Annotated in this window: 8 protein-coding genes; 3 read left to right on the forward strand and 5 right to left on the reverse strand. The window is 64.5% G+C overall.

Features of this window, described 5'->3' with window-relative positions; genetic code table 11:
- Position 1: 1 nt before the first annotated feature.
- Together SJI03_RS09870 and SJI03_RS09875 are read right to left on the reverse strand one after the other, a co-directional pair.
- Entirely contained in the window at positions 2-2,428 is a 2,427-nt protein-coding gene (locus SJI03_RS09870) for a membrane-bound PQQ-dependent dehydrogenase, glucose/quinate/shikimate family (protein WP_322427039.1), read from the reverse strand.
- 300 nt (positions 2,429-2,728) lie between these two features.
- Positions 2,729-3,775 (reverse strand): NAD(P)-dependent alcohol dehydrogenase, encoded by a 1,047-nt coding sequence (locus SJI03_RS09875; protein ID WP_092716513.1) that lies wholly within the window; start codon positions 3,773-3,775, stop codon positions 2,729-2,731.
- 179 nt (positions 3,776-3,954) lie between these two features.
- On the opposite strand from SJI03_RS09875, the gene SJI03_RS09880 reads away from it, so the two are divergent.
- Positions 3,955-4,902, forward strand: coding sequence for an AraC family transcriptional regulator (locus SJI03_RS09880; RefSeq protein WP_322427040.1), 948 nt, complete (start codon positions 3,955-3,957; stop codon positions 4,900-4,902).
- On the opposite strand, the gene SJI03_RS09885 is transcribed toward SJI03_RS09880, so the two are convergent.
- The gene (locus SJI03_RS09885) at positions 4,884-8,456 is read right to left on the reverse strand and encodes a hydantoinase B/oxoprolinase family protein (protein ID WP_322427041.1); all 3,573 of its coding nucleotides are present in this window, start codon (positions 8,454-8,456) and stop codon (positions 4,884-4,886) included. The two genes, SJI03_RS09880 and SJI03_RS09885, sit on opposite strands and share 19 nt — an antisense overlap.
- A gap of 132 nt (positions 8,457-8,588) precedes the next feature.
- Between SJI03_RS09885 and SJI03_RS09890 the strand changes: the two genes are divergently transcribed.
- Positions 8,589-10,136 carry an NAD(P)H-hydrate dehydratase gene (locus tag SJI03_RS09890; RefSeq protein WP_322427042.1) on the forward strand — a complete coding sequence of 516 codons (1,548 nt, stop codon included), beginning with the start codon at positions 8,589-8,591 and terminating at the stop codon, positions 10,134-10,136.
- A 53-nt stretch (positions 10,137-10,189) separates the two neighbouring features.
- Here SJI03_RS09890 and SJI03_RS09895 read toward each other — a convergent pair whose 3' ends face one another.
- A complete protein-coding gene (locus SJI03_RS09895) occupies positions 10,190-10,942 on the reverse strand; it encodes an ABC transporter ATP-binding protein (RefSeq protein WP_402718129.1) in 753 nt (250 codons plus the stop codon).
- Positions 10,943-10,997: 55 nt separating this feature from the next.
- On the opposite strand from SJI03_RS09895, the gene SJI03_RS09900 reads away from it, so the two are divergent.
- Positions 10,998-11,630 (forward strand): arylesterase, encoded by a 633-nt coding sequence (locus SJI03_RS09900; protein ID WP_322427332.1) that lies wholly within the window; start codon positions 10,998-11,000, stop codon positions 11,628-11,630.
- A 68-nt stretch (positions 11,631-11,698) separates the two neighbouring features.
- Here SJI03_RS09900 and SJI03_RS09905 read toward each other — a convergent pair whose 3' ends face one another.
- Entirely contained in the window at positions 11,699-13,624 is a 1,926-nt protein-coding gene (locus tag SJI03_RS09905) for a SurA N-terminal domain-containing protein (RefSeq protein WP_322427043.1), read from the reverse strand.
- Between the last annotated feature and the right edge of the window lie 355 nt (positions 13,625-13,979).

Consider the following 13,979-nt stretch of genomic DNA (forward strand, 5'->3'; position numbering starts at 1 on the left):
CTTACTGTGTCTTGGGAAGCGCGTATGCTATCACGTAATCCCCACGGTCCGGGCTCTGGCGGGCGCCGCCTGCGACCACCACGACGTACTGGCGGCCCGACTTGGGCGACACATACGTCATCGGCGTGCCTTGCGAACCGACGGGCATGCGCGCCTTCCACACTTCACGGCCGGTGGCGATATCCATGGCGCGCAAATAGTAATCCTGCGTGCCCGCATAAAACACCAGGCCGGACGCCGTGCTCACGCCACCACCCAGGGTCGGCATGCCCAGCGGGATAGGCAACCTGGCGCGCACGCCGTTGATGACGGCATCGCGCACCGTGCCGGCCGGTCGCTCCCACACTTTCGTGCGCGTCTTGAGGTCGATGGCGGCAAACACGCCCCATGGCGGACTTTGGCAGGGAATGCCCAGCGGCGAGTTAAACGCCTTGTGGTCGATGACGAACGGCGTGCCATCCATCGGATAAGTGCTGCCCACGCCGTGGCCCGACGTCAGCTTGGCCACGTCCACCGTTTCGCGCGGCACCAGCTTGACCACTTGCGGCATGCGGATATCGTTGACGAACATATAGCCATTGCTTTCATCGACGGCCGCGCCGCCCCAGTTGAAGCCACCGTAGTAGCCCGGATAGATCAGCGTTTCGCGGGTACTGGGCGCCGTGAACTCGCCCTGGTAATTGAGCTTGCGGAAGCTGATGCGGCACGCCAGCTGGTCGAAGAAGGTGGCGCCCCACATGTCGCGCTCCGTCAGCGTTTCCGCACCGAGGGCAGGCATGCCGGTGGAATATGGCTGCGTCTTTGCCACCCAGTCGCCGGCCGCGTGTTCCTGCGGCACAGGTTTTTCGATGACTTCGGCTATCGGTTTGCCCGTGCGGCGGTCCAGCATGAATATCTGGCCACGCTTGGTCAGCTGCACCAGCGCGGGTATTTTTCCACCCTTGCCGTCCGGGACGTCGTACAGGGCCGGCTGCGCGGCCACATCGTAATCCCAGATATCGTGGTGGACGGTTTGATACGTCCAGCGCTCGCGGCCCGTGGCCATGTCGAGGGCGACGATGGCCGACGCGTATTTTTCCGTCAATGGCGGACGCTTGCCGCCCCAGAAGTCGGGCTGCTCGTTCCCCGTCGGCAGATAGACCAGGCCAAGTGCATCATCAAAAGCGGGCGTCGACCACATGTTCGGCGTGCTGCGCGTGTAGGTCTGCCCTTCCGGCGGAAGCTTCGTGATGGCCGGATTGCCCAGGTCCCAGGCCCACACCAGTTCCCCCGTGTCGGCGCTGTAGGCGCGCACGACGCCCGACGGTTCGTCGGTGGAGCGGCCATCGAAGACCCAGCCGCCGAGGATGATCAGGTTGCGCGCCACCGTGGGCGCGGACGTGTAGGCGTAGTACGGCACGTTCATCTTGACCTTGCCCAGGCCGACGGTCAGGTCGACGGAACCCTTGTCGCCGAAGCCCTCGCACTGCTTGCCCGTCTGCGCGTCGATCTGAATCAGGCGCGCATCCATGGTCACTTGCACGATGCGCTTGGCGCAAACGCCCGCCACCGGCGCGCTGGCCGCTGTCATGCCGTCAAAGTGAAATGGCTTTGTCACTTTGGCCGGCTCGTAGTAAGCCACGCCACGGCAGCGGTTCCACGTTTTCGTGTTGGCCGGCTTCGGATCGAAAGTCCAGCGCTCCTCGCCCGTGTCCGCGTCCAGCGCGATGACTTTGCTGGTAGGCGTGCACGTGTAGATGGTGTCGCCGATCTGCAGCGGCGTGTTCTGCGCTTCGGACGCGCCTTCGGCCAGCTCGCCCGAGCGGTAAGTCCACGCCACTTGCAACTGATCGACGTTAGCCTTGTCGATCTGCGTGTAGGGCGCGAAGCGCGTGCCCTTCGGTCCATAACCATAATGCGCCCAGTTGGCGCTGCCGTCATTGATGGCCGTCACAACATCCTGCTGCGGCTGCGCGGTGGCATCCAGCACGCCGTGCGGCTTGAACATGGCAGCGAAACCGGCCACCAGCACGACGGCAAACAGGGCCGCGAAGCCGCGCGACTGCCCATTATGCTTGCGACCCGCGAGCCACGGATGCAGCAAGGCGGCCGCCAGGCCGATGACGAGGAACGGCGCCAAACGCGGCACCATGGGCCAGAAGGCAAAGCCGATTTCCCACACGGCCCAGATCAGCGTAGCGATGACCAGCGTGGCGACAACGCCGCTCGCCAGCGGCTTGCGGCGCAAATACAGCACGCCGGCGAGAGTCAAACCGAGTCCAGCCAGCAGGTAATACCAGGAACCGCCGAGGGTAATCAGTTCGATGCCGCCCGCCGCCAGGGCCAGGCCGGAAAATCCAAGAAAAACGCCAAAAACCGTCAAGGCAAGCCGCTTGCCCCTGAAGACCGCCGGGATCGCCGGCGCCCCTTTATTTACTGAAGTGTCCATTTTTTATCCATGACGCCTCCCCTGCCCAGGCCAACACGCCGGGGATGGCTGATTTTTTAAATCTACGTAGTGAAACTGTACTGTACGGTTTCATTTTATGCCGTTTTTTGACGCAAGGAAAGAAAAATTGACGCAGGAGCTTGATTTTTGGCGGGGATGGGAGGAGGTGCTGCCGGTTTTGACGTTTAAACAAACGCCGTTGGAACGCTCGAAAAACGCCCAGGGCTAGGCGCCGCGTCGAAGACAGTACGAATAGTACGGCGAGACGCGGCAACAACGCCCTGGGCTTTTTCTCGAGCGTTACAAAGAGGCCATATCGATCACGAAGCGATAGCGTACATCGCTCTTGACGACGCGCTCAAACGCCTCATTGATATCCTGGATGCGGATGATCTCGATGTCCGACACAATATTGTGCTTGCCGCAGAAATCCAGCATTTCCTGGGTTTCCTTGATCGAGCCGATCATGGAGCCGGACAGGCTGCGGCGCGCGCCCACCAGGCCGAAGGCGTTCACTGGCGGCACGGCGCCGTCCGGGATGCCGACGATGACCATGTTGCCATCGACTTTCAGCAGATTGATATATTGGTTCCAGTCGATCGAAGCGCCCACGGTGCAGATGATCAGATCAAACGTGCCGGCCAGTTTGCTGAACGTTTCCGCATCGTTGGTGGCGTAGTAATGGTCGGCGCCCAGGCGCAGGCCGTCTTCGCGCTTCGACAGGGTCTGGCTCAGCACCGTCACTTCGGCGCCCATGGCGTGGGCGATTTTCACGCCCATGTGGCCCAGGCCACCCATGCCCAAAATGGCGACCTGCTTGCCAGGACCGGCTTTCCAGTGGTTCAGCGGCGAGTACAGCGTGATGCCGGCGCACAGCAGCGGCGCGGCCGCGTCCAGCGGCAGGTTGTCGGGAATCGACAGCACATAGCCTTCCTTGACGACGATGCTGTCCGAATAGCCGCCCTGCGTGGCCGTCTTGCCGTCCGCTTCCAGGCCATTGTAGGTCTGGATCAGGCCAGGCATATACTGTTCCAGGTCCACGTTGCGCGTCTTGCAGGTGGTGCAGGAATCGACGAAGCAGCCCACGCCCACGTGGTCGCCCACCTTGAACTTGCTGACGTTGGCGCCAACAGCCGTGACGACGCCGGCGATTTCATGGCCAGGCACCATCGGAAAAGCGGCGCCGCCCCATTCGTCGCGCGCCTGGTGGATGTCGGAATGGCACACGCCACAGTATTTGATCGAGATGGCCACGTCGTCTTCGCGCGGGGCGCGGCGCTCGAACGTGAACGGTTGCAGTGCGGAAGTCGGGCCCAGTGCGGCGTAGCCTTTGGCGATGGTGGTCATGAAAACTCCTGTATCTAGATGTGTGTGACGAGGGGGGGCGCGTGCCATGCATGCGATTGCACAAGTGTGCCCGAGATGCCGGCCCGCCGTTACCGCGATCCTGCAAGACCTTTGCACGATCCTCCAAATCTGCGTAAGATCAACCCCTGCCCTTACCTACCTGACGCATACTGGCCCACATGTCCACCCTGTCCACACCTATCCTCCCGCAAGACGAAATCGCCGCCCTGATCAGCCGCCACGCGCCGCGCACGGGCGACTACGCGACGGCCATCGGCAACCTGACGTTCCACCGCCAGTCGTCGGTCACGGAATCGCTGTTCCATGCGGCGCGCCCCAGCGTGGCCATCATCGCGCAGGGGGCGAAAGACGTCACCCTGGGCACGGACACCTTCCATTACAGCCGCATGCAGTATCTGCTGACGTCCGTCGACCTGCCGGTGCAGGTGCGCGTGGTGGAAGCGAGCGTGGACAAGCCGCACCTGTGCGTGGTGCTGGGCATCGACATCGCCGACGTGGCCGCGCTGCTCGATAGCGAAAGCAGCAGCGACAGCGCGGCGCAGCAGAAAATCCTGCCCGCCACGCGCGGCATTTCCGTCAGCGACGTGTCGGCCGAGCTGCTCGACGCCATGCTGCGCCTCGTGCGCCTGCTGGACAAACCGGCGGAAATCGCCACCTTGGCGCCATTGATCCGCCGCGAACTGACCTACCGCCTGCTCAATGGCCCCGTCGGCGCGCGCCTGCGCCACATGGCGCTGGCCAGCAGCCAGTCGCACCAGGTGGGACAAGCCATCGACTGGATCAAGCACAATTACTGCGAGCCGCTGCGCATCGAGCACCTGGCCGGCATGGCGAACATGAGCATGTCATCGCTGCACCACCACTTCAAGGCGATTACGGCCATGACGCCGATGCAGTACCAGAAGCTGCTACGATTGCAGGAAGCACGGCGCCTGATGCTGGTCGAGCAGATCGACGCGGGCACGGCCGGCTACCGGGTCGGCTACGCCAGCGAATCGCAGTTCAGCCGCGAATACAGCCGCCAGTTCGGCCGCGCGCCCATGCGCGACGTGGGCCAGGTGCGCGCGCAGCTGAGCGGAGCCACAGCCTACTCCGTCTTGCCGTAAGCGCCGCCGCCCGGCGTCTCGATGACGAACACGTCGCCCGCCAGCATGCCGGTCTTGCCGATATGCGCCAGGTGCTCCACCGTGCCGTCCGCCCGCTCCACATAATTGCGCCCCAGCGCGCCCGCCGCGCCGCCATCCATGCCGAAAGGCGGATGGATGCGGTTGTTCGACAGGATCGCCGCCGTCATCGCTTCCAGGAAGCGCACGCGCCGCACGCCGCCATTGCCGCCGTGCCAGCGCCCCGCCCCGCCGGAACCTGGACGGATGCTGTAGCTGTCCAGCCGCACGGGAAAGCGCCACTCCAGAATTTCCGGGTCCGTCAGGCGCGAATTGGTCATGTTCGTCTGCACCACGTCCGTGCCGTCGAAGCCGGGCCCGGCGCCCGAGCCGCCCGATATCGTCTCGTAATACTGGTACTTGGCGCTGCCGAACGTGAAATTGTTCATCGTCCCCTGCGACGCCGCCATGGCCCCCAGCGCGCCATACAGGGCATTCGTGATGCAGGTCGAGGTTTCCACGTTGCCCGAGACGACGGAGGCCGGATACTGCGGGTTGAGCATGGAGCCGGGCGGGATGATCACGGTCAAAGGCTTCAGGCAGCCCGCGTTCAAGGGAATCTCGTCGTCAACGAGGGTGCGGAACACGTACAGCACGGCCGCCATGCAGACGGCGGACGGCGCGTTGAAATTGTTCGGCAGCTGGCTTGAGGTCCCCGTAAAGTCGATGACAGCACTGCGCCGCGCCACGTCGACCCTGATCGCCACCTGGATGCGCGCGCCGTTGTCCAGGTCCAGCACATAGCCGCCATCCTTCAGGGTGGTGATGACCCTGCGCACGGCTTCCTCGGCATTGTCCTGCACGTGGCCCATGTAGGCTTGCACGACAGGCAAACCGAAATGCGCGACCATGTTGTGCAGCTCCTCGGCCCCCTTCTGGTTGGCCGCCACCTGGGCGCGCAGGTCAGCCAAATTCTGCTGTGGATTGCGCGCCGGCCAGCTGGCGCCCGCCAGCAGGGCCAGTGTTTCCGCCTCGCGCAATAGTCCCGTGGCGCCGTCGACCAGCTTGAAATTGTCGATCAACACGCCCTCTTCCTCGATGCGCGTGGAGTCGGGCGGCATGGAGCCCGGTGTCGTGCCGCCGATGTCCGCATGGTGGCCGCGCGAACCGACATAGAACAGGATGGCGCCGCCCGCTTCGTCAAACACAGGCGAGATCACCGTCACGTCGGGTAAGTGCGTGCCGCCGTGGTACGGGTCGTTCAGCATGAAGACGTCGCCCGGCCGCATGGTTCCCGCATTGCGCGTCATGACGGTGCGGATGCTCTCGCCCATGGAACCCAGGTGCACGGGCATATGCGGCGCATTCGCGATCAAATGGCCTTGCGCATCGAAGATGGCGCAGCTGAAGTCGAGCCGTTCCTTGATGTTGACGGAATGGGCCGTATTTTGCAGGCGCAGGCCCATCTGCTCGGCAATCGACATGAACAGATTATTGAAAATTTCCAGCATCACGGGGTCGGCTTGCGTCCCGATGGCGCGCCGCTCCGGGAGGGCGGCGACCCTGCGCAAGATCAAATGGCCGTGCGCCGTGACGTCCGCGCGCCAGCCCGGTTCGATCACGGTGGTGGCGTTGGCGTCGCTGACGATGGCCGGGCCATCGATGCTATCGCCGGGGCGCAGGCTGTCTGCCCCATACAGGCCGCTGTCGCGCCACACGCCGGCGCAGTACATGGCCACCGTCTGTACGGGCGCCAGCACGCCTGCACGCGGTGCATGGACCGGCGCGGCCACTTGCGGCGCATCGGACGCGCCGATGGCTTCCACGGAAATGGCCTCGACGATCAAGGCGCGCGCCGGCATCAAAAAGGAAAAGCGTTTTTTGTAGGCCGCTTCAAACTGCGCCTGCATGCCGACGGCCGTGTCGAACAGCACGACGAGGGCCGAATCCGTGCCCTCATAGCGCAGGTGCACTCGCGACACCAGCGCGATGCGTTCCTGCCCCACGCCCTGGCGCAGCAAGTCGCCGCGCGCCAGTTCTCCCAGCGCCGCGAAATCAGCCTCCAGGTCCACATCCAATGCCGCTTCGATGGCCCGCTCGCGCATGGCGCTCTGGTCGGCCAGGCCCATGCCGTAGGCCGACATCACGCCGGCCAGGCTGTGGATGAACACCGTGCGCATGCCCAGCGCATCGGCCACCAGGCAGGCGTGCTGGCCGCCCGCGCCGCCAAAGCTGGTGAGCGTATATTCGGTGACGTCGTGGCCGCGCTGCACGGAAATCTGCTTGATGGCGTTGGCCATGTTCCCTACGGCGATGGCGATGTAACCTTCGGCCACCTGTTCCGGGGTGCTGTCTACCGTGCGCGCCAGCGCTTCGAACTGGGTGCGCACGGTGGCCGCGTCCAGCGCTTCATTGGCGTCGGGGCCGAAGACGCGGGGAAAGAAGGCGGGCTGCAGCTTGCCCAGCATGACGTTGCAGTCGGTGACGGCCAGCGGGCCGCCGCGCCGGTAGCTGGCAGGGCCGGGATTGGCGCCCGCGCTGTCCGGCCCCACCTTGTAGCGGGCGCCGTCGAAATGCAGGATGGAGCCGCCGCCGGCCGCCACCGTGTGGATGCTCATCATGGGCGCGCGCATGCGCACGCCGGCGATCTGCGTCTCGAACACGCGTTCGAACTCGCCCGCGTAATGCGACACGTCGGTGGAGGTGCCGCCCATGTCGAAGCCGATGACTTTATCGAAGCCGGCCAGGGCGCTGGCGCGCACCATGCCGACGATGCCGCCCGCGGGGCCGGACAAGATGCTGTCCTTGCCCTGGAAGGCGCGCGCATCCGTCAGGCCGCCGTTCGACTGCATGAATTGCAGGTGCACGCCGGGCAGCTCCATCGCCAGCTGGTCGACGTAGCGGCGCAAAATCGGCGACAGATAGGCGTCGACCACCGTGGTGTCGCCGCGCGCCACCAGTTTCATCATGGGGCTGACCTCGTGCGATACGGAGACCTGCGTAAAACCCACTTCGCGCGCCAGCTGCGCCACCCGCGCCTCGTGCGCGTGGTAGCGGTAGCCGTGCATCAGCACGACCGCGATGGCGCGCACGCCACGCGCATAAGCCTGTTCCAACGCGGCGCGCGCGGCGGGTTCGTCGAGCGGGGTCACGACTTCACCGTGGGCGCCCGTGCGTTCATTGATCTCGATCACGTCGCCGTACAGCAGTTCCGGCAGGATGATCTGGCGCGCAAACAGCTGCGGGCGGTTCTGGTAGGCGATGCGCAAGGCGTCGCGAAAACCACGCGTGATGGCCAGCACGGTCGGCTCGCCCTTGCGTTCGAGCAGCGCATTGGTCGCCACCGTGGTGCCCATCTTGATGGCGCCCACCCGTTCGACGGGCAGCGGCGCGTCAGGCGCCAGGTCCATCAAATGGCGCATGCCGGCCAGCGCCGCGTCGCGGTACTGGCCCGGATTCTCCGACAGCAGTTTATGCGTGGCCAGGCTGCCGTCAGGACGGCGCGCCACGATGTCCGTAAAGGTGCCGCCCCGGTCGATCCAGAATTGCCAGTCCATCGCCTTGCCCCCGCGCTTATGTGAGATGGCTATTGTAGCTGCCAAACAGGGACGCGTTTCAGGCGTGCGCGCCTTGCCTTTCGCCCGCTTCGGCCTTATGTTGAAGACATGCTGACTAACGGAACACGCTCCATGCCCCTGATCGACTCTGCAACACCGCTGTACTCCATCGCCGAACTGCGCGCCATCGAACAAGCGGCCATGCAAGACCTGCCGCAAGGGCTGCTGATGCAGCGCGCGGGCCAGGCTGCCGCCAGTGCCGCCCTGAAGCTGCTGCACGCCCAGGAAGATGGCGACGGCGCGGGCCACCGGCGCGTCCTGGTGCTGGCCGGCCCCGGCGACAATGGCGGCGACGCGCTGGAAGCGGCGGCGCACCTGGCCGGCAGCGGCACCGAGGTACTCGTCTGGCTGGCGCCCGAGGCGCAAGCCACGTCGCCCGAACGCGAACAGGCGCTGAGCCGCGCGCGCAACAGTGCCGCGCGCTGCATGGAAGCGGCAACCTCGATGGCGTCGGCGGCAGTGGGCGCGGCGCCCTGGCACCTCGTCATCGATGGCCTGTTCGGCATCGGCGCGTCGCGTCCCCTGGATGGCGAATGCCGCGACATGGCGCAGCTGGTCAACAATCTCGCTTGCCCCGTGCTGGCGCTCGACGTGCCCAGCGGCCTGCACGCGGACACGGGCGCCATCGACGGCGTCGCCATCCGCGCCACGCATACACTCACCTTCATCGGCGACAAGCCGGGCCTGCACACGGCGAATGGCCGCGACTACGCGGGGGAAGTGGAAGTGGCTGCGCTGGCCATCGCCCCTGCCCTGCTGCCGCCAGCCAGGGCCCAGCTGGGCGGCCTGCACCTGTTCGCGCGCCAGCTGCAGCCGCGCCGGCAAAACACGCACAAGGGCAGCTATGGCAGCGTGGCCATCATCGGCGGCGCGCAAGGCATGGCCGGCGCGCCCATCCTGGCGGCCCGCACGGCCCTGCATGCGGGCGCGGGACGCGTCTACATCGCCTTTCCCGACGCACCGCCCGCCTTCGACAGCGGCCAGCCGGAACTGATGTGCCGGCACGCCAGGGACGTGGATTTCTCGGGCCTGCACTTTGCCGCGCTGGTGGCGGGGCCTGGCCTCGGCGACAAGGCCGGCACGGTGGAGCTGCTGCAGCGTGCCATCGACAGCGACAGCCCCCTGCTGCTGGACGCGGACGCGCTGAACCTGATGGTGGCCGAGCCGGAGCTGCAATCGGCGCTGGCCGTACGCACGGGCGCGGGGGCGACGATACTGACGCCGCATCCGCTGGAAGCGGCACGCCTGCTCGACATGACGGTGGCCGAGGTGCAGGCCGACCGCCTGGGCGCGGCGCGCCAGCTGGCCACGCAGCTGGGCGTCATCGTCGTATTGAAAGGTTCGGGCACGGTGATCGCTGCACCCGATGGCCATGTCGTCGTCAACAACACGGGCGGCCCCGCGCTGGCGACGGCTGGCACGGGCGACGTCTTGTCAGGCCTGTGCGGCAGCCTGCTGGCGCAGGGCTGGCCGGAATGGGAAGCGGCGCTGGGCGCCGTATGGCTGCACGGCGCGGCGGCCGATGCACTGGTGGCCGCAGGCAGCGGCCCGATCGGGCTGACGGCCGGAGAATTGATCCCGGCCATCCGGAAATTGATCAATGCCTTGTCGGAGGCTTGAGCGAGTTGCTGGATTAGCCCGCAAGCGCGTAATCCGACAAACACCAGCCGCAATTACACCAACCTGCCCGCTGCAATCGTGATGGTCCGCCCGCAGCGGGCCGCAATCGAACTGTCATGCGTGACAAGCACCAGCGTCGATCCCCGTTCGCGGTTGAGCTCGAACATCAGCTGGATCACGGCTTCGCCGGTGGCGGCGTCCAGGCTGCCCGTCGGTTCATCGGCGAACAGCAGCGGCGGCTCCGTCACGAACGCGCGGGCTAGGGCCACGCGCTGCTGCTCGCCGCCGGACAGGTATTTCGGATAGTGCTTCAAACGGCTGCCCAGGTTCACTCTCCCCAGCATGGCTTGGGCCTTTTCCTTCGCGTCCGGGTCGCCGCGCAATTCCAGCGGCAGCATGACGTTTTCCAGCGCCGTCAGGTGGGCCAGCAGCTGGAAGGACTGGAACACGAAACCGAGCTTTTCCTTGCGGAAACCGGCGCGGCCGTCTTCGTCGAGGGCGAAGATATCGGTGCCATCGAGGATGACCTTGCCCTCGCTGGGCGTGTCCAGTCCCGCCAGCAAACCCAGCAAGGTGGACTTGCCGGAACCGGAGGCGCCGACGATGGCCAGCGTCTCGGCCGTTTGCACGGTAAAATCGACTTGATGCAGGATGGTCAGCTCACCATCGGCATCGGGTACGCGCTTGGCCAGCTGGACCACTTCGATGGCCGGCCGGGCATTTTGGCTGTTGGGTGCGGCGGGCCGCTGGGCCGCTGCGTCTGATGGGAGAAAACTGGTGGAAGTCGCTTTAGGGAATTCGGGCATGCTGATCTATCTTAAAAAATTTCGTGAACAAATAAGTGTCAAGGGCAGCAGCCGCATGCGGCGGCGCACCCTGTCCTTGCTTCCTGCGGCAGCCCTGCTCCTGGTGTCAGGCATGACGAACGCCTATTCTGCACCAAAAACGCTGCTGGTGCTCGGCGACAGCCTCTCGGCCGAGTATGGGCTGGCACGGGGCACGGGCTGGGTGGCGCTGCTGGAACAGCGGCTGCAGGCGCAAAAGAACGATACGCGCATCGTCAACGCCAGCATCAGCGGCGAGACCACCAGCGGCGGCCGCGCGCGCCTGCCCGCCCTGCTGTCCAAGCACCAGCCCGACGTCGTGCTGATCGAACTGGGCGCCAACGACGGCTTGCGCGGCTTGCCCGTGGCGGCGGCCGAAGCGAATCTGCGCGCCATGGGTGAGGCGGCCAAGAAATCAGGCGCGCAGGTGGTGCTGGTGGGCATGCGCATGCCGCCCAACTATGGCCGCGCCTATGGCGAGCAGTTTTATGGCGTGTACGGCAAGCTGGCCAGGGAATGGAAGGCCCCGCTGGTGCCCTTCATGTTCGAAGGCATCGCCGACCAGCCGCAGCTGTTCCAGGCCGACCGCATGCACCCGAATGCAAAGGCGCATCCGACGATTCTGAAAAACATCTGGCCACAGCTGGCGCCGTTGCTGAAAGCCAAGTAAAGCAGCCCACTCCGCAGATAAAAAAATAGCCGCTCGAAAGCGGCTATTTTTATGCGTGGAAACTAATCTTACGGCGCTTCCGGCGCTGGGGTGGCTGGGGCGGTGACCGGTTTGACGATCTTCACCTTGGCCTTGGCTTTCAGATACTCGACGTAATCGAACATTTCCTGTTGTGCCAGGATACCGCTGATCTGGTCTTTCTCTTGCTGGCGGCGCGCTGCGTCGGCTTGCTCCGGCTGCTGCACCTTGGCGATGCGGTAGATGCCGTAGCCCAGGGCTGGCAGGTCCACGCCCACATAGGCTGGCAGCTTGCTCGTGTCCGCTTTCATGACTTGCGCGATGGCGGCACGGTTGATGCCGTCAAGCTTGCTGCGCGATACCCATTGCGCAGCGCCGAAACCGCTGGCGTCGCCCGAAGCCTTCAAGGCAGCCAACTTGGTCTCGCCCGCTTTCTTGGCCAGCTTTTCCGCTTCTTCCAGGGTCACGCGCTGACGGATCATCGCTTCGACTTCGGCCAGCGGACGCTTGCTGGCGGGCTTGAATTCCACCACGCGGCCAGCGATCAGCACGTTAGGAGCGACGGTCACGGCTTCCGTGTTGCGCTTGTCTTTCAGCGAATCGTTCGAGAAGATGGCGGCCAGGAACTTGGCGTTGTTGAACGGCGCCTTGCCCAGTGCTGGCGACGGCGTGCGCGACAGGTTGGCGACGCTTTCCACTTTCAGTTTCAGCTTGTCGGCCACCGGCTTCAGGCTGTCCGATTGCTCGTAGACCGTGTTGGTGAACGTTTCCGCCATTTCCGAGTATTTCTTGGCAGCAAATTGCTTGCGCAGGTCGGCCGTGATTTCGCCGCGCACTTCGTCCAGCGCACGCACGTGCTGTGGCTTGAGCGAGGTGACGGTCAGGATGTGGAAGCCGAAATCGGAAGCGACGACGTCGCTGATTTCGCCCTGCTTGAGTTTCGCGACAGCGCTCAGCAGCGGAGCTGGCAAGCCATCCTTGCCAATCACGCCCAGGTCGCCGCCCTGTTCCGCGGACGCCGGATCTTCCGACTTGGCTTTCGCCACGGCGGCAAAGCTGGCAGGCGCCTTGCGCACGTCAGCCAGGATGGCTTCGGCCTTGGCCTTGGCGGCGGCCTTGTCGGCAGCCGATGCGTCTTTCTTGACGGCGACGAGGATGTGGCTAGCCTGGCGCGCTTCTTCCGTCGTGTAGGCTTTCTGGTTCTTCGCGTAGTAGCCCGTCACGTCGGCGTCGGTGACGTCGACTTGCTCGCCGGCAGCGCTGTCGTCCAGCACGACGTATTCGATCTTGGCTTGTTCCGGGATTTCGAAGAACTTGCTGTTCTTGTCATAGAAAGCCTTGATCATGGCGTCCGTCACTTTGACTTCCGGCACGTACTGGGCGATCGGCAACAGCAGTTCCTGCACTTCACGCTCTTCCGAGGTGATGTCGGACAGGCGCTTGGAGACGGTGCCAGGCGCGAAGGCGGTGCCTTGCACGGCGCCGGCCAGTTGCTGCAGGGCCAGGTCGCTGCGGCGGCGCGCATCGTACATCTGCGGCGTCATGCCTTGGGCGGCCAGCATGGCCTTGTAGCGTTCCAGGTCGAATTTACCGTCCGGCAAGGTCAAGCCTGGGATTTCCAGCACTTCCTTTTGCAGCACGGCATCGCTGATGACCAGGTGGCTACGGCCCACTTCGGCGGCCACGGCGCGCTCGGCGATCAGGTTGTCGAGGATGCTCTGGCGCGCTTCCGGCGTGTCAAACATTTTTTGGTCGAACTGCTCGCCCATCATCTGGCGATAGCGGTCGATCTGCTGGCGTTGCGCTTCTTCATATTGCTGCTGCGTAACGACCTGGTCGCCGACCTTGGCGATGGTGTTCGCGCCGTCGCCGAAGCTTTGGTAGCCGCTGATACCGACCAGTGCAAAAGACGGGACGATGACCAGCATCAGGAGAAACTGCATCAAGCGTCGATGGGTACGAATAAATTCAAACATGGTCAGCCAATTCGGGATGAGTGGATCACTATAAAAAAAGGCGAACATGCGTTCGCCTTGATTTCTTCGGCGGAATGGACGGGACAGATGTCCACTTCCCCTTTAGATTCAACAACTTGGCGCTGGAACTAAAGCAGGATTCTGACGCCCAAGCCATTATCTCCTGATTCTACAATGCCCATAGCGCTATAGCAAGAGTAAATCAGGGCGCGCGCCCTGCCCTGGCGCCGCCTGGACGGCAAGGCGCCGGACTCGGGCATTTAACCCTGCGCAGCTTAAAGCGGATTTAAACGCAGGCGTTTTTATTCAAAACGGCAGGAGGGGATTTTAAAAAGCAGGCGCGCGGAGATAATCT

The sequence above is a fragment of the Janthinobacterium sp. GMG1 genome, from assembly GCF_034427795.1.
GTDB lineage: Bacteria > Pseudomonadota > Gammaproteobacteria > Burkholderiales > Burkholderiaceae_D > Janthinobacterium.

Excerpts from the sequence above, each read along its gene's own strand:
- SJI03_RS09875 (WP_092716513.1), bottom strand. The coding sequence starts at position 3,775 with ATGACCACCATCGCCAAAGGCTACGCCGCACTGGGCCCGACTTCCGCA.
- SJI03_RS09885 (WP_322427041.1), bottom strand. The coding sequence starts at position 8,456 with ATGGACTGGCAATTCTGGATCGACCGGGGCGGCACCTTTACGGACATC.
- SJI03_RS09890 (WP_322427042.1), top strand. The coding sequence starts at position 8,589 with ATGCCCCTGATCGACTCTGCAACACCGCTGTACTCCATCGCCGAACTG.
- SJI03_RS09905 (WP_322427043.1), bottom strand. The coding sequence starts at position 13,624 with ATGTTTGAATTTATTCGTACCCATCGACGCTTGATGCAGTTTCTCCTG.
- SJI03_RS09880 (WP_322427040.1), top strand. The coding sequence starts at position 3,955 with ATGTCCACCCTGTCCACACCTATCCTCCCGCAAGACGAAATCGCCGCC.
- SJI03_RS09870 (WP_322427039.1), bottom strand. The coding sequence starts at position 2,428 with ATGGACACTTCAGTAAATAAAGGGGCGCCGGCGATCCCGGCGGTCTTC.
- SJI03_RS09895 (WP_402718129.1), bottom strand. The coding sequence starts at position 10,942 with ATGCCCGAATTCCCTAAAGCGACTTCCACCAGTTTTCTCCCATCAGAC.
- SJI03_RS09900 (WP_322427332.1), top strand. The coding sequence starts at position 10,998 with ATGCGGCGGCGCACCCTGTCCTTGCTTCCTGCGGCAGCCCTGCTCCTG.